General features: G+C 63.4%; 15 protein-coding genes and 1 pseudogene. 9 read left to right on the forward strand and 7 right to left on the reverse strand.

Going from position 1 to position 14,518, the window contains the following annotated elements:
• Nucleotides 1-38 precede the first annotated feature (38 nt).
• From AB3X94_RS21700 to ahpC, 5 genes and pseudogenes are all read right to left on the reverse strand, one after another.
• Nucleotides 39-242, reverse strand: coding sequence for a cold-shock protein (locus AB3X94_RS21700; protein ID WP_176111944.1), 204 nt, complete (start codon nucleotides 240-242; stop codon nucleotides 39-41).
• 223 nt (nucleotides 243-465) lie between these two features.
• Nucleotides 466-849: a hypothetical protein gene (locus AB3X94_RS21705; protein ID WP_368612657.1), complete on the reverse strand. Its 384-nt coding sequence runs from the start codon at nucleotides 847-849 to the stop codon at nucleotides 466-468.
• A 49-nt stretch (nucleotides 850-898) separates the two neighbouring features.
• A pseudogene (locus tag AB3X94_RS21710) lies at nucleotides 899-1,141 on the reverse strand (cysteine synthase A); the annotation flags it as partial.
• A 246-nt stretch (nucleotides 1,142-1,387) separates the two neighbouring features.
• A complete protein-coding gene (locus AB3X94_RS21715; RefSeq protein WP_368612658.1) occupies nucleotides 1,388-1,729 on the reverse strand; it encodes a hypothetical protein in 342 nt (113 codons plus the stop codon).
• 118 nt (nucleotides 1,730-1,847) lie between these two features.
• Nucleotides 1,848-2,411 (reverse strand): alkyl hydroperoxide reductase subunit C, encoded by a 564-nt coding sequence (gene ahpC / locus AB3X94_RS21720; RefSeq protein ID WP_368612711.1) that lies wholly within the window; start codon nucleotides 2,409-2,411, stop codon nucleotides 1,848-1,850.
• 323 nt (nucleotides 2,412-2,734) lie between these two features.
• Between ahpC and AB3X94_RS21725 the strand changes: the two genes are divergently transcribed.
• From AB3X94_RS21725 to AB3X94_RS21765, 9 genes are read left to right on the forward strand one after another with little or no spacing between them, the layout of a single operon-like run.
• The gene (locus AB3X94_RS21725; RefSeq protein ID WP_368612659.1) at nucleotides 2,735-4,303 is read left to right on the forward strand and encodes an ABC transporter substrate-binding protein; all 1,569 of its coding nucleotides are present in this window, start codon (nucleotides 2,735-2,737) and stop codon (nucleotides 4,301-4,303) included.
• A 3-nt stretch (nucleotides 4,304-4,306) separates the two neighbouring features.
• The gene (locus tag AB3X94_RS21730) at nucleotides 4,307-5,227 is read left to right on the forward strand and encodes an ABC transporter permease (RefSeq protein WP_368612660.1); all 921 of its coding nucleotides are present in this window, start codon (nucleotides 4,307-4,309) and stop codon (nucleotides 5,225-5,227) included.
• A complete protein-coding gene (locus AB3X94_RS21735) occupies nucleotides 5,224-6,087 on the forward strand; it encodes an ABC transporter permease (protein WP_176111007.1) in 864 nt (287 codons plus the stop codon). The genes AB3X94_RS21730 and AB3X94_RS21735 overlap by 4 nt, the downstream gene beginning before the upstream one ends.
• Nucleotides 6,084-7,142 carry an ABC transporter ATP-binding protein gene (locus AB3X94_RS21740; protein ID WP_176111008.1) on the forward strand — a complete coding sequence of 353 codons (1,059 nt, stop codon included), beginning with the start codon at nucleotides 6,084-6,086 and terminating at the stop codon, nucleotides 7,140-7,142. Before AB3X94_RS21735 ends, AB3X94_RS21740 begins: the two co-directional genes overlap by 4 nt.
• Nucleotides 7,139-8,140 (forward strand): oligopeptide/dipeptide ABC transporter ATP-binding protein, encoded by a 1,002-nt coding sequence (locus tag AB3X94_RS21745; RefSeq protein ID WP_176111009.1) that lies wholly within the window; start codon nucleotides 7,139-7,141, stop codon nucleotides 8,138-8,140. The genes AB3X94_RS21740 and AB3X94_RS21745 overlap by 4 nt, the downstream gene beginning before the upstream one ends.
• Before the next feature lie 12 nt (nucleotides 8,141-8,152).
• Nucleotides 8,153-9,568: an LLM class flavin-dependent oxidoreductase gene (locus AB3X94_RS21750; protein WP_176111010.1), complete on the forward strand. Its 1,416-nt coding sequence runs from the start codon at nucleotides 8,153-8,155 to the stop codon at nucleotides 9,566-9,568.
• Nucleotides 9,561-10,400: a TauD/TfdA dioxygenase family protein gene (locus AB3X94_RS21755; protein WP_368612661.1), complete on the forward strand. Its 840-nt coding sequence runs from the start codon at nucleotides 9,561-9,563 to the stop codon at nucleotides 10,398-10,400. The genes AB3X94_RS21750 and AB3X94_RS21755 overlap by 8 nt, the downstream gene beginning before the upstream one ends.
• Nucleotides 10,397-11,806 carry an LLM class flavin-dependent oxidoreductase gene (locus AB3X94_RS21760; protein WP_368612662.1) on the forward strand — a complete coding sequence of 470 codons (1,410 nt, stop codon included), beginning with the start codon at nucleotides 10,397-10,399 and terminating at the stop codon, nucleotides 11,804-11,806. The genes AB3X94_RS21755 and AB3X94_RS21760 overlap by 4 nt, the downstream gene beginning before the upstream one ends.
• A gap of 2 nt (nucleotides 11,807-11,808) precedes the next feature.
• Entirely contained in the window at nucleotides 11,809-13,032 is a 1,224-nt protein-coding gene (locus AB3X94_RS21765; RefSeq protein WP_176111013.1) for an acyl-CoA dehydrogenase family protein, read from the forward strand.
• Between the two features lie 9 nt (nucleotides 13,033-13,041).
• On the opposite strand, the gene AB3X94_RS21770 is transcribed toward AB3X94_RS21765, so the two are convergent.
• Both AB3X94_RS21770 and AB3X94_RS21775 read right to left on the reverse strand, forming a co-directional pair.
• On the reverse strand, nucleotides 13,042-13,308 hold the full coding sequence (locus AB3X94_RS21770) for a helix-turn-helix domain-containing protein (RefSeq protein WP_368612663.1): 267 nt from the start codon (nucleotides 13,306-13,308) through the stop codon (nucleotides 13,042-13,044).
• A 163-nt stretch (nucleotides 13,309-13,471) separates the two neighbouring features.
• Nucleotides 13,472-14,446 (reverse strand): cysteine synthase A, encoded by a 975-nt coding sequence (locus AB3X94_RS21775; RefSeq protein WP_176111015.1) that lies wholly within the window; start codon nucleotides 14,444-14,446, stop codon nucleotides 13,472-13,474.
• Between the last annotated feature and the right edge of the window lie 72 nt (nucleotides 14,447-14,518).

Here is a 14,518-nt window from a genome sequence, read left to right on the forward strand (position 1 = left end):
GGCTTGGGCTTTGATGGCGCCCGATCCCGGGCCGCAGCCTACTGCGGCCTGATCTCGGCCGCCTGCCTGCCTTTGGGTCCCTGCTTGACTTCGAAACTCACCTTCTGATCTTTCTGGAGCGACTTGAAACCCGCCGTTTGTACCTCGGAAAAGTGCGCGAACAAATCTTCACTGCCGTCATCCGGCTTGATGAAGCCATAACCCTTTGCATCGTTGAACCACTTTACGGTGCCAGTTGCCATGAAGATTCCCAGCGGGTCTATGGGCTGGACCGCGGCGTAGGCGTTTCGCGCGCGATGCGCTCCGTTGCTGCCGGGTCCAGCTTGCATCACGTCGCTTGATCGCCGTGACGCATGTCGAACCATACGTCATCCGTGAAGTGCGTTGAACCAACAAATTCTTCGATGGTTAGCAGAGCACGCGTGCTGGCCGGATCGGCCGCGCGTCTGGCCACTCTTGACAGGCTCAGCGCGTGGGTCGGGCTGCGGATTCGGCGGCTTGGAGAAGTTCTTCGCCAAATTCGATCACGTAGGCTTGCGGAGATCTGAGTTCACCGGCTGCACGAATACGTTCGTAGATGAGCAATGCACCGACCAGCTTCGAATTGCATCGTGATCTGAAATCTGCCTGGGCGGCGAGCGTCAGTCCTTCGTATATGGCGAGCACGTCCTGCTGGAAAAGAAGCCGGATAGCGGGTGTATCGGGCCCGCGTGGGTTATTGACCATTAGCCCGGTGAGCGTCCCTTCGCGCGATTCATGTTCGACGATGTGAACGTCCCGATCGAATCGTCCCGCGAGGAAGTGGGCGACCTGCTCCAGAGATTGTCTTTCTATTGCATATGTCGCCATTGCCCTCTCCTGCGAAAGTATGCTGGTTACGAACCGATTCCCTGGGCGCGAAAAGGACCTCATACAGAACGGTGCCCAGATATCGCTCGCCTGAGTCGGGCAGAATGACGACAAGCGTCTTTCCTGCGTTTTCCGGGCGCTTTGCGAGCCGCACGGCCACGGCGACGGCCGCGCCCAATGAAATTCCTGAAAGTATGCCCTCTTCTCGGGCAAGACGTTGTGCGTACAGGATCGACTCTTCATCGGTGACCTGTTCGATGACATCGACGAGCGAGAGATCCAGAACATCGGGTGGGTTCGATGATTTACTTGCCGGGACCGGGCAGACCGCGTGATTTCGCATCCCAGATCATCGCGGCGCCGATGCGGCACTTGACGGAATAGGCTGCCGGCAAAAACACGAACAAACCAAAAAAATGGCCTGGACGATCGGGCCCAGGCCATAAAAAGCTCGCGATTCGCGGGAACGAGCTAGACGTGAAAGCCAAGTGGTTAAATCGGCCTGTAAAAGATATCGGACGCTTGCCTTTACGCGACCTCAGCGGCGCACGAGCATCGCAAGCGAACGATGCGCGTCGAGTTCGCGGTCGTAGCCCATCAGCACGCCATCTATCCGGCGCGTCAAAGACGGAGTGGCTACCGTCGTCACCTCGCAGAGTGCCGTCGACCTGGGCAACGGGGCAGCGCCGGCCAGACAGTAGCCCACATCTCGCCGCGCGTTGGTGCAGGCGCGCACCTTACCCTCGTCAACCAGCGTAGCGAGCGCGGCTTCCACGGCCTTCTCCGATTCACCGAACAGCCGTGCGAAGGTGGCAGCGGTGTAGACGCGGTTATAGCGCATTTTCAGCAGCAGACTTTCGATCAACGGATCCTTGCTCATAGGGTCGCCATGACGGTTTGGAAATCAACGACGCGGTTGAGACTTCCGCGTTCAGCGCGGTTTGCGACGAGACTGATTCGACGGGTGGCTCTCCTTGCCTGTCAACCCAGATCGGCAGTCAGATCTTGCCCACCAGATCAAGCGACGGCGTCAGCGTTTCGGCGCCGGGCGTCCATTTGGCCGGGCAGACTTCGCCTGGATGCGACGCGACATATTGCGCGGCCTGCACCTTGCGCAACAGTTCCTTGGCGTCCCGGCCAATACCGTTGTCGTGCACTTCGTAGAGTTTGATCTGACCTTCGGGGTTGATCACAAACGTGCCGCGCAAGGCAAGCCCCTCCTCCTCGATCAGCACGTCGAAGTTGCGGGCGAGCGTCGCCGTCGGATCGCCAACCAGAGGGTATTGCACCTTGCTGATCGTATCCGACGTATCGTGCCAGGCCTTATGCGTGAAATGCGTGTCCGTCGACACGCCGTAAATTTCGACGCCAAGCTTCTGGAACTCGGCATAGTGATCAGCGAGGTCGCCCAGCTCAGTTGGGCACACGAACGTGAAATCAGCGGGATAGAAGACCACGACGGACCATTTCCCCTTGAAATTTTCTTCGCTGACGGACACGAATTCACCGCGGTGGTACGCGGTCGACTCGAACGGCTTAACCTGGGTATTGATGAGAGACATAACTTTCCTTGAACGTTTGAGAACCAACTGAAGATGTCGTTGAACGTTATCTGGCTTGCCGAGACAAGAGAAATAATCATTTTGCAAAAGCAAATGCCGATCTGTTCGTCGTTGGATGAACCAGGCTGGGTTCCATGAGCCGTCTCCACCCTCACAAACAATCCGCATGACGTTCACTGAAAAACACCTGAAGCGCGCATTGATATCGATATCTCATTTTCGTCGTTGCCGAATCGGTGTCAGACACGCGATCATCGACCGTTCGCAATCGAGTGCCTGTCACTGCGTCAACGCTATCTCTGCACTATCGTCACCGTCCAATCATGCATAAGATTTCGACCTTCTTTCGCGGACTCGCACTGGCGGCCGCCCTCTGCTGCGCGGTTGTCGCGCCGTCCCACGCAACGGGCGCCGCACCGGCAGTCGATCGCGATACGGTCGTGATCGGTGTTGAAAAGGAGTTCTACAACCTCGACGGACTCGTAGCCGTGAGCGGCGATTCGCTGCGCTACGGATGGCAGATTTACGACACGCTCTACGGTTTCGATATCAAAGGCAATCTCGTCCCGCGTCTTGCGACGAGCCTGGCAGTCTCTAGCGACGCTCGCGTCTTCACGTACAAACTCCGTCCCAACGTCAAATTTCACAATGGCGCGACCCTCACGTCGCGCGACGTGAAGGCGTCGCTCGATCACATCCTCGACCCACGCAGCAAGAGCACGCGCCGCCCGTTCTTCGCGCCGGTGGTCGAATCGGTGGAAACGCCTGACCCGCTCACTATCGTATTCAAGTTGAAGGCTCCGGACGGCGCGTTCGCCAACAAGGTCGCTGGCTATCTGTATATCGTGCCGGCCGATTACCTCGCGAGCTTGCCGAATCCGGATGCATTCGCACAAAAGCCTATCTCACTCGGCCCATACAAGTTCAAGTCGCTGTCTCCGGGCGGCAATGAACTCGTGCTGGAACGCTTCGACGACTACTGGGGTGAAAAGCCGCGCGTGAAAACGCTCGTCTTCCGCGCAATCACCGACCCTTCGAGCCGTGTCAACGCGGTGCTGCGCGGCGAGGTGGATCTTTCGGTCGCGCTCCCCTTCTCCGACTACGCGCGCCTCAAGAAAGAAAGCGGACTCGACGTGATCCAGAGCCGTGTGGCCTCGCCGATCTATGTCCGCGTCTACACCAATCAAAAGGATTCGCCGCTCGCCAACGTGAAGGTCCGCCAGGCGCTTAGCTATGCGCTGGACACGAACGCCATCATCAAAAGCGTGCTTTACGGCGTGGGCGAGCCACTCGGCACGATGATTTCGAACTACTATCCCTATGGCGCGGATCATTCGATCAAGCCTTATCCGTATGATCCGGCCAAAGCGCGCGCGCTCCTCGCCGAGGCCGGTTATCCGAAGGGCTTCGAAACTACGCTCAACATCCAGGGGGACATGCCGCAAGGCGTGGCCGAGGCAATCGCAGCCTACTGGGGGCAGGTTGGCGTGAAGGTCAAGCTCGATCGCCTGACCTACGCAACGTTCCAGCGCCTGAACAACACGCACGCTTCGGGGCCGCTTGCGCTTAGCCAGTTCACCAATGCGCTCTACGACCCCGTCCATCCGGTCGCCGGTGCGTTCGCGTCAAACGGCAGCTGGTCGGACTATTCGAATCCCAAAGTAGACGCGTTGCTCGTCGACGTCTCGAAGGTCAGCGAGCCGACCCAACGCGGAGAGGTATTTGAGAAAATTGGGCGCGAACTGCACGACGACGCGGCGGCCATCTTCATTTCCGAGTTCACTTACGTCTACGCGAAGAAAAAGACGCTTGAGTGGCTGCCGCAGCAAGGCGGCGGTTTCCTGAATTTCCGCACGATCGCGTGGGCGCCCCACACGGTGGCCGGGAACTGACCCATGCTCGCCTATGTTCTGCGCCGCCTCGGCTCCGCGCTCGCAACCGTGTGGCTGATGTCTGTCGTGATCTTCGTGCTCGTGCGGATGGTGGGTGATCCCGCCTATCTGCTGATGCCGCCCGAAGCCACCGAGGCGGACCGCGAGCTCTTTCGCCAGCAGCTTGGTCTCGCCGATCCGCTCCCCGTGCAATACGCTCGCTTTCTGGCTGGCATTGTGCGCGGTGACATGGGCAATTCGTTTCACTTCGGCGTACCGGCGCTCAGTATGGCGCTCGGTCGCCTTGGCGCGAGCCTCGAGCTCGTCGGCATCTCGCTCGCGCTGGCGCTCTTCGTGGGGCTCGCGTTCGGCATCGGCGCGGCTGTCGCACGGGGCTCGTGGGTGGATCGATTCGCGACGCTATTCGCCGTGCTCGGCCAGGCCGGTCCGCCGTTCTTCGTCGCGCTGCTGCTGATCCGGCTCTTTTCCGTGCAGTTGGGCTGGCTGCCCACGGGCGGCCACGGCAGCTGGAAACAGCTCGTGCTGCCTGTCGTCTCGCTCGCGTGGTATTCGGCTGCCGGCATCGCGCGCCTCACGCGGGCCAACATGTTGAGCGTGCTCGAGTCGGACTTCATTCGCATGGCCCGGATCAAAGGGTTGCCCGAGCACGTAGTGATCGGTACGCACGCACTGAGAAATGCCGGGTTGCCGATCGTCGCGTACACCGCATCGCAGTTCGGCGTCTTGATCGGCGGTGCCGTATCGATCGAAACGGTGTTCTCGTGGCCCGGCTTCGGCAGTCTCATGGTGGAAGCCATCAGCACGCTCGATTTCACGGTCGTGCAGGCCGCGGTGGTCGTTTCAGTGCTGCTGTTCGCCCTCATCCATCTCTTCGTCGATGTGCTGTGTGCGCTCGTCGATCCACGCATCCGACATCAGGCATGAGTGCGCGACTCCTCTTTGCCGGTATACGCGGAGAACTCGGCCGCGACCTATGGCGGCAGCGCGGCGTCCTCGCCTACGCGGCGGTCTTCGTGTTGCTTGTGGGTGCATCGGCGCTGGCGCCGTGGCTCACGCGCATCGATCCGAACGCGATCGACCTGTCCGCTACTTTCCAGGCGCCCAGCGCCGCGCACTGGTTCGGCACCGACCAGATGGGCCGGGACGTCTTCGTGCGCACGCTCTACGGCGGGCGCCTTTCGCTTCTCATCGCGTTTTGCGCCGTGCTGCTCGCGGGCTTCGCGGGTGCGCTGGCCGGGCTGCTGTCGGCGTACATTGGCGGACGTTTCGACACCGTGCTGATGCGCCTCGTCGACGCGCAGTACGCGTTGCCACCCGTTTTCCTCGCCATGCTGATCGTCGGCATATGCGGGCCGAACGTGGTGAACATCATCATCGTCGTGACGCTCGCGAACTGGGGGCGCTTCGCGCGCATCATTCGCGCCGAGGCTCTCAGCCTGCGCGAGCGCGATTTCGTGCTGCTCGCGAGGCTCGCCGGCGCCTCGCCGCTCTATGTGGCGCTGCGCCACCTGCTGCCCAACGTGCGCAACACGTTCGTGGTGCTGCTCACGCTCGACATCGGTCTCGTGATCTTCATGGAGGCGGCGTTGAGCTTCGTGGGCCTTGGCGTGCAGCCGCCCGACCCGTCATGGGGCGGCATGCTCGCCGAAGGCCGCAATTACCTCGATACCGCCTGGTGGCTGACCGCGCTGCCAGGGCTCGCGCTCATCGCCACCGTGCTGTGTAGCAACCGGATCGGCGATGCGTTGCAGCGCGGCGAGCGTAGCCAAGGGGGCTGGAAATGAACGGCAGGACCGAGGCGGCGCCGGTGCTCGCGGTTGAAGGCCTGATCGCGCAAACCGATTCGCCGCAAGCGCCGGTGCGGCTCGTCGACGGTGTGAGCTTTTCCGTGCGCGCGGGCCGCACGCTGGCCTTGGTCGGCGAATCCGGCTCCGGGAAAAGCGTGACCTGTCTGTCGGTGCTGGGCCTGCCGCCCGCCGGCGTGCGCGTGGCGGGTGGACGCATCCTGCTGCGCGGCAGCGACCTTCGGGACAAAACGCCTGCCGAGCTTCAGGCGCTGCGCGGCCGCGAGATCGGCATGATCCTTCAGGACCCGATGAGCTCGCTCAATCCACTCCTGACGATAGGTCGGCAGCTCACCGAGATGTTCCGCTACCGCGCGAACGTCAAAAGCCATGCCGAATGCGAGGCGCGCGCGGTCGATCTGCTCCGCCGCGTGCGCATTCCGGCGCCGGGGAGCCGCTTGAGGAGCTATCCGCACCAGTTCAGCGGCGGCATGCGCCAGCGCGTGGCCATCGCCATGAATCTCGCGTGCAACCCCGGCCTGCTGATCGCCGACGAACCGACCACGGCTCTCGACATCACCGTGCGGCTCCAGGTCCTCGACCTGCTGCGCGAACTGCAGGCCGAGCGCGGCACCGCGATCGTGCTTGTCACGCACGACCTGCATCTCGTGCGCCGCTATTGCGACGACGTAGCCGTCATGTACGCCGGACGCATTGTCGAGCAGGGACCGGTCGAGGCGGTCTTCGCGCAGCCGCGCCATCCTTATACGATCGGGCTGCTCGGCGCCGTGCCGCGACTGAGGCAGCCGCAGCGGCGGCTCACTGTCATTCCGGGTCAGCCGCCGTTGCCGGGCAGCATCGCACAAGGATGCCTCTTCGCACCGCGCTGCCCGCGAGCCGACGCTGATTGCACGGCGCACTATCCCGCAACGGTCGAGACGCTACCGGGACGCGGCGTGGCCTGCTGGCATCCCGAGCCTGCATTTGCGTCGGCCGCGGCGTCGAACGCGGCTTCGATCCCTCTCGAACAGTTCCCTCTCGCTACAGCATCATGAATACACAGGCATCGCCCGTGGCGGCCATCGAGGTGACCGGGCTCGGACGCGCATTCGCCGTTCGAAGCGGTCTGCTCTCACGCACGAGAGACTTGCAGGCCGTCGTGGACGTCTCTTTCGTACTGCCCAAGGGCGGCACATTCGGGCTAGTCGGCGAGTCCGGTTCCGGCAAGTCGACGCTCGCGAAAATCGTTCTCGGCGCCGAGACCGCGAGCTGCGGCGAAGTCCGCGTCGGCGAAAGGATGTTCGGCAAGGGTGCAAGCGCCGAAGATCTGCGCTGGCGGCAACGTTCGGTGCAGGCCGTACTCCAGGACCCGTCGGCATCGCTCGATCCGCAGATGACGGTCGCGGATATCGTACTCGAACCGTTGCGTATCCAGCGCAGTGGTTTCGCGCGCGCCGCGCTCGAAGGCCGCCTCGACACACTGCTCGCCCAGGCGGGTCTGCCTGCCGGGTTCAAGCACCGACGGCCCGCCGAACTGAGCGGCGGGCAGCGCCAGCGCGTCGCCATCGCGCGCGCGCTCGCTCCCGAGCCGGAGATTCTGGTGCTGGACGAGCCGGTCTCGGCGCTTGACGTTTCGATCCAGGCGCAGGTGCTCAACCTGCTGAAAGATCTGCAGGAGACGCTGGGCCTCAGCTTTTTGCTGATCTCGCACGATCTCGCCGTCGTCGCGTACATGAGCAGCCACATCGGCGTGCTCTACCTCGGGCGTCTCATGGAGCAAGGCACGCGTGATGACATCGTCGAGCGCGCGGCGCATCCGTACACGCACGCGCTGATCGCTGCCTCCGAACCGGACGCGCTGCACGTTCAGGCCGTCGGCGGCGACATGCCTTCGCCACTCTCGCCGCCGTCCGGCTGCGTTTTTCACACGCGCTGCCCGGTTGCGCGCGAAGTGTGCCGCGTGCAGGCGCCGCCTGTGCATCAACTCTCCGCGACGCATCGCGTGACCTGCCACTTCCCGGTTGCGTCGCACCTTCCCATCCTTCCGGCCTAGAGGACGCTTCGCATGAAGGAAATCCGCATCAACGCGTTTCTGGCTTTCGCGCCGACGCACCTCTCGCCCGGTCTGTGGGCGCACCCGCGCGACCGTTCGCTCGACTACAACAGCTTGTCGGTCTGGACCGATCTTGCACGCACCGCCGAGCGCGGCGGCTACGACGCGCTCTTCTTCGCCGACGGCATCAGCCAGTACGACGTCTATGGCGGCTCCAACGCGACCGGCGTGCGGCTCGGCCTGCAGTTTCCTCGCCTCGATCCGCTGCTGCTGATTTCGGCAATGGCGATGGTGACCGAGCATCTGGGCTTCGCGGTCACGAGCAGCGTGAGCTATGAGGCGCCGTTCCTGTTCGCGCGTCGCATGTCGACGCTCGATCATCTAACGCGCGGACGCATTGGCTGGAATATCGTCACGAGCTTCGGCAAGAGCGGCTCGCGCGCGGTCGGCCAGCAAGGCGCGCGACCGCATGACGAGCGCTATGACCTCGCTGACGAGTACATGGAACTCGTCTATCGCCTGTGGGAAGAAAGCTGGGAGCATGGCGCGGCGCTGCGCCAGCGCGAGACTGTGACGTTCGCGGATCCGCAACGCGTGCATGAGATCCGCCACGAAGGCCGTTACTTCTCAATGCAGGGCACGCATTACGCCGAGCCCTCGCCGCAGCGCACCCCGCTGCTCTACCAGGCGGGCACGTCGAATCGCGGCAAGGACTTCGCGGCTCGCCATGCCGAATGCGTGTTTCTCTCCTCGCCCACCGCGCATGTGGTCGCGCGCGACGTCGCCGATGTGCGCCAGCGCACCGCCGCGCTCGGACGCGATCCCGCCTCGGTCCTGTTCTTCTCGCTCGCCACGGTTATCGTCGCGCCGACCTCCGCGCAGGCCCATGCCAAGTGGGACGACATCCAGCGTCATGTGAGTCTGGAAGGCGCGCTTGCGCTGTTCTCACGCTGGAGCGGCATCGATCTTTCGAAATACAGCCCGGACGATCCACTGCGTTACGTCAAGAGCGAAGGCATGCAGTCGGCCATCGAGGCTTTCACGGTGGCCGATCCGGAGCGCGTCTGGACCATTCGCGAGTTGGCGATCTTCAACGCGATTGGCGGCAAGGGGCCCGTGTTCATCGGCTCGCCGGCAGAGGTGGCAGACGCGCTCGAAAACTGGAAAGCGCAAACGGGCGTGGACGGCTTCAATCTGAGCCATGCGTTGCTGCCCGGCACGCATGAGGATTTCGTCGATCTCGTGGTGCCGGAACTGCGCCGGCGTGGCGTCTATAAGGAGGCGTACCGGCCCGGCACCCTGCGCGAAAAACTTTACGGCGACGGCGCCGCGCTCATCGCGCCTCCGCATCCCGCAGCGCTTCATCGCGCAGCCCATTCGCGCGACGCCCAGGCGGGCCCGCAAATCGAGACCGCACCCCATGTCTGAAACCGACCAACCGTCCATCGCCGTGCAGCCGCTCACGCGCCATATCGGTGCGCTGATCGACGGCATCGACCTGACCCGTCCGCTTGGCGCGACGCAAGTGGCCGAACTGCGCCGGGCGCTGCTTGCCCACCAGGTCATCTTTTTTCGCAATCAGCCGATCAGTCTCGATCAGCATCTCGCGCTCGGCCGCCATTTCGGATCCCTGCACGTGCATCCGAACAGTCCCGGCCCCGAGGGCTATCCGGAGATTCTCCAGATTCACGCGGACGAGAATACGCGCCCCATAGCTGGCGACCGCTGGCATTCGGACGTGTCGTGCGATGTGGAACCGCCCATGGGCAGCATCCTCCATCTGCACACGCTTCCGTCACACGGGGGCGACACGCTCTTTTCGAGCGCCTATGCGGTGTACGAATCGCTCTCGCCGGGATTTCGGCGCTATCTGGAAGGGCTGAGCGCCACGCACGACGGCGAGCCGACCTACCGGCAGCGCAACCGTCTGCGCGGCATCGACGATACCGGCCGGCGCTTCCCGAAAGCTTCGCATCCGGTCGTGCGCACGCATCCCGAGACCGGCCGCAAAGGGGTCTTCGTCAACGCGAACTTCACGACGCATATCGACAACGTGCCGGCCGCCGAAAGCGAAGGCATCCTGCGCCTGCTCTTCGAGCGCTTCGCCGCGCCCGAATATCAGGTGCGCTGGCGCTGGGAACCGCATTCGATCGCCTTCTGGGACAACCGCGCGTGCCAGCATCTGGCCGTGTGGGACTACTACCCCGAGGTGCGCTCCGGATACCGCGTGACGATCAGCGGAGACAAGCCCTACCTATGAGTTGCGCAGACCATCACCACAAGAAGCAAATACGCATCAACGCGTTCGCGCTGCACAGCCCCGTGCATCATTCGCCGGGCATGTGGCGGCATCCGCGCGACCGCTCACTGCACTACAACACACTCGACTACTGGGTCGACCTCGCGAAGACACTGGAACGCGGCCTCGTCGATTCGCTTTTCATGGCCGACAGCATCGGCGTGAACGACGTATATGGCGGCAGCGTCGACACCGCTCTGCGGCACGGCGCGCAGGTGCCCAAGCAGGATCCGGTCATGTCGCTTTCGGCGATGGCTTACGTCACGCGCGATCTCGGTCTGTGCGTCACCAGCAACGCCAATCACGAGCCGCCTTATGTTTTCGCGCGACGCATGTCGACGCTCGATCATCTGACGCGCGGACGGATCGGCTGGAACATCGTCACCGGTTTCGCGCAAAGCAGCGTGAAGGTGCTCGGCAAGAACGGGATCGCCTCGCGCGACGAACGCTACGACATCGCCGACGAATACATGGACGTCGTCTACAAGCTCTGGGAAAGTAGCTGGGAAGATGACGCGCCGGTGCGCGACACGGCCACAGGCGTTTTTGTCGATCCGTCCAAGGTGCATCGCGTCGATCATGAGGGCCGCTATTTCAAGGTTCACGGCATCCATATGACCGAGCCTTCGCCACAGCGAACACCGGTGCTGTTCCAGGCGGGGTCGTCGGCGCGCGGTCAGCGCTTTGCCGGGCGGCACGCCGAGGGCATTTATCTCAGCGGGCCAAGCAAGAAAGTACTGACACCCGTCGTAAGCGCCACGCGCGCCGAGGCCGTGAAGGCAGGACGCGCGGCACACGACCTCAGGTTCTACACGATGGCGACCATCATCACGGGCCGTACCTCGCGCGAGGCACGCGACAAGTACGAGGACTACCGTCGCTTCGTGACACCCGAAGCAGCGCTCGCGATGTTTTCGGGATGGACCGGCATCGACTTCTCGAGCTGGGACCCGGACGAGCCGATCCGCTACATGCAGCTCGATGCGGGCACGTCCTCGGCGCTCGAGGGTTTCACGCGCCTCGATCCGGAGCGCGTCTGGACCGTGCGCGAGCTTGCGTTGCACAACGCGATCGGCGGGCGCGGGCCTGTCTTCATCGGCGCACCTGGCGAAGTGGCCGATGCGCTCGAAGAATGGGTGGACGAAACCGGCATCGACGGCTTCAACCTGAGCTATACCGTCACGCCCGAGGCGTACGAAGATTTCGCAGATCTCATCGTACCCGAGCTGCAGGAGCGCGGACGCTACAAGACGCGCTACGAGCCCGGCACGCTGCGCGAAAAGCTCGGCGGCGACAGCAGCCGGCTCAACGACCGACACCCAGGCGCCGCCTTCCGCCGTGCGCCGTACTCCCTTCAGGAACGCTGACCATGAGTAGCACCACCCTGCACGCATCTGCCTCCACCAGCCGTCTGCGCGACGCACTCGCTGCGCTACCCGCGCTGGCCGAGGAAATCGGCGTCGACGCGGCTCAACGCGAAGTCCGCCGTGAGCTCCCGTTCGCGGCCTTCGATGCATTCCGTCGCTCCGGCCTCGGTTCCCTGCGCATTCCCGCGGAGCGCGGCGGGCTCGGCGGCTCGCTCGAAGACGCAATCCACGTGGTCACGACACTGGCCGCCGCAGAATCGAACGTCGCGCATGCGCTGCGCGTGCATTTCGACGTGGTCGAGTCGATGCGGCTCGCACCGCACACGCCGTTCCACGACCGCCAGATCCGCCGGATCGTCGAAGGTGCGCTGTATGGTGGCGCGTCGGGCGAACAGGGCACCGCGCGCGCGGGCCAGATCGAGACCGTCCTGCGCCGCAAGGGCGATCACTTCCGCGTGTCGGGCAAAAAGTACTACACGACCGGCACTGCCTACGCCGACTTCGTACGGACCAATCTGGTGGACGAGCGCGGCAACGGCGTCACCGCGATCATCCCGGTGCGCTCCGAGGGATTGGCCGTGCTCGACGACTGGGACGGCATGGGTCAGCGCATGACGGCGAGCGGCAGCGTGGTGTTCGAAGACGTGCGGGTCGAGCCCGCCGAAGTCGTCGAGAAGGGCTATCCGTCGCTGATCGGCCGGCATGGCGGCGCTTATCGTCAGCTGCATCTCGTGGCGGTGGCGGCGGGGATCGTCCGCAATATTGTCGCCGATGCCCGTGCATACGTGACGGCGCATGGTCGCCCGGTCTTGCACACGACTGCGCCCAGTGCTCGCGAGGACGTATTCATCCAGCAGGTGGTGGGCGAACTTTCCGCACTGAGCCACAGCATCGACGCGCTCGTTCGCGACAACGCGCGCACGCTCGGGCGGTCATCCGATGCGATCCTGCACGCCGATCCGGCTGCGGACGAACTCGTTCTGGAAAGCGCGCTCGCAACCGCGCGTACCCAGATCGTGGTCGGGCGACTCGCACTCCAGGCGGGAGAGCGACTCTTCGATGCAGGCGGCGCTTCGGCCACCTCGCGGAAATACAATTTCGACCGGCACTGGCGCAATCTGCGCACGATCTTCAGCCACAATCCGCTCAGCCACAAGGCGAAGGTGATTGGCGACTATGTGCTGAACGGCGTCAAAACGCACCTTGTCGAAGGACGGACGTTCTAGCGAAGCGTCTCAGTTGGGCAGCGCGGATTCGCCGGGCGGAGCCAGCGGTTTTTGTAACCTCGCATCCTGCTGCGCGAGCAGTTCCGCCGCCGTCAAGCCAAACGCACGCGCCAGCCTGTCTATCGTATCAAGCGATGCGACAACGGTGCCCCGTTCGACTTCGCTGACGTATGAGCGACTCAACCCCGCCAATTCTGCGAGCTGCTCCTGGGACCATGCACGCGCCGCGCGCAGATCCCGCACTGCGAGGCCAAACTCTTTTACAAGGGTCCTCACGGCGAAACCCTTGTCGTACTGACCGCCTCGGCCGATTTCACCCCGGAGCCGTTCACGCTATAGAAGAAATTCTGCAATGTTTAGTAGGACATGGAATTCGCGATGGGAAAGACCACGCGAATAACCCGACAGCGATTGCGCCGAAAATTCGACAACCGCCGGGTTAGGCCGCAACCAGCCCCCGTTCCTTGAGCCACTCGGGATTGAAAAGACGGGCACGGTAAAGCTCACCGCGGTCGCACAGCAGTGTGACGATCGTATGGCCCGGGCCCATTTCGCGGGCAAGCATGACGGCGGCCGCCACGTTGATACCCGTCGAGCCGCCCACGTAGAGGCCTTCTTCCCGCAGCAACCGGTAGACCATCGTGACGCAGGACTGGTCATCGATCCGGCAGGCGTCGTCGATCGGCGTGCCCTCGAGATTTGCAGTGACGCGGCTGGAGCCGATTCCCTCGGTAATCGAACTGCCTTCCACCTGGATTTCGCCCGTCTTCACGAAGCTGTACAAGCCGCTGCCGTGCGGGTCCGCCAGAACGATCCGCACGGCAGGGTTCTTTTCCTTGAGGAAGCGTGCCACTCCGGCGAGCGTACCGCCCGTGCCTGTGGCACAGACGAACGCATCGACCGTGCCGGCGGTATCCCGCCATACTTCAGGCCCCGTCGTCTCGTAGTGCGCCTTGCGGTTGGCGAGGTTATCGAACTGATTCGCCCAGATCGCGCCGTCGAGTTCTTCAGCGAGCCTCCCGGCGATCTTCTGGTAATTGTTCGGATCTTTGTACGGGGCAGCCGGCACCGCGCGAACCTCGGCGCCCAGCACGCGCAAGAGCTCCATTTTCGCGGGTGACTGCGTGTCCGGAATGACGATCACGCAGCGATAGCCGCGCGCCGCGCAGATATGGGCAAGGCCGATGCCGGTATTGCCAGCCGTGCCCTCGACAACGGTGCCTCCTGGCCCGAGTTCGCCCCGCTGCTCGGCGTCCTCGATGATGGAGAGCGCCGCGCGGTCCTTGACCGAACCGCCGGGATTCATGAACTCCGCCTTGCCGAGAATCTCGCAGCCGGTCTCCTCGCTGAGCCGCGCGAGCCTGATGAGCGGCGTGCCACCGACGCACCCGACAAAACCGTTACAGACGCGCATGGCTTCCCTCCCAACTCCGCACCTGATAACACACCCCTACCACACAGGAAGGATAGACGATGACCCCATGCC

The organism is Paraburkholderia sp. BR10923 (assembly GCF_040948765.1).
Lineage (GTDB): Bacteria > Pseudomonadota > Gammaproteobacteria > Burkholderiales > Burkholderiaceae > Paraburkholderia > Paraburkholderia youngii.

Coding starts and splice junctions, on each gene's coding strand:
- AB3X94_RS21700 (WP_176111944.1), bottom strand. CDS start 242: ATGGCAACTGGCACCGTAAAGTGGTTCAACGATGCAAAGGGTTATGGC.
- AB3X94_RS21705 (WP_368612657.1), bottom strand. CDS start 849: ATGGCGACATATGCAATAGAAAGACAATCTCTGGAGCAGGTCGCCCAC.
- AB3X94_RS21715 (WP_368612658.1), bottom strand. CDS start 1,729: ATGAGCAAGGATCCGTTGATCGAAAGTCTGCTGCTGAAAATGCGCTAT.
- ahpC (WP_368612711.1), bottom strand. CDS start 2,411: ATGTCTCTCATCAATACCCAGGTTAAGCCGTTCGAGTCGACCGCGTAC.
- AB3X94_RS21725 (WP_368612659.1), top strand. CDS start 2,735: ATGCATAAGATTTCGACCTTCTTTCGCGGACTCGCACTGGCGGCCGCC.
- AB3X94_RS21730 (WP_368612660.1), top strand. CDS start 4,307: ATGCTCGCCTATGTTCTGCGCCGCCTCGGCTCCGCGCTCGCAACCGTG.
- AB3X94_RS21735 (WP_176111007.1), top strand. CDS start 5,224: ATGAGTGCGCGACTCCTCTTTGCCGGTATACGCGGAGAACTCGGCCGC.
- AB3X94_RS21740 (WP_176111008.1), top strand. CDS start 6,084: ATGAACGGCAGGACCGAGGCGGCGCCGGTGCTCGCGGTTGAAGGCCTG.
- AB3X94_RS21745 (WP_176111009.1), top strand. CDS start 7,139: ATGAATACACAGGCATCGCCCGTGGCGGCCATCGAGGTGACCGGGCTC.
- AB3X94_RS21750 (WP_176111010.1), top strand. CDS start 8,153: ATGAAGGAAATCCGCATCAACGCGTTTCTGGCTTTCGCGCCGACGCAC.
- AB3X94_RS21755 (WP_368612661.1), top strand. CDS start 9,561: ATGTCTGAAACCGACCAACCGTCCATCGCCGTGCAGCCGCTCACGCGC.
- AB3X94_RS21760 (WP_368612662.1), top strand. CDS start 10,397: ATGAGTTGCGCAGACCATCACCACAAGAAGCAAATACGCATCAACGCG.
- AB3X94_RS21765 (WP_176111013.1), top strand. CDS start 11,809: ATGAGTAGCACCACCCTGCACGCATCTGCCTCCACCAGCCGTCTGCGC.
- AB3X94_RS21775 (WP_176111015.1), bottom strand. CDS start 14,446: ATGCGCGTCTGTAACGGTTTTGTCGGGTGCGTCGGTGGCACGCCGCTC.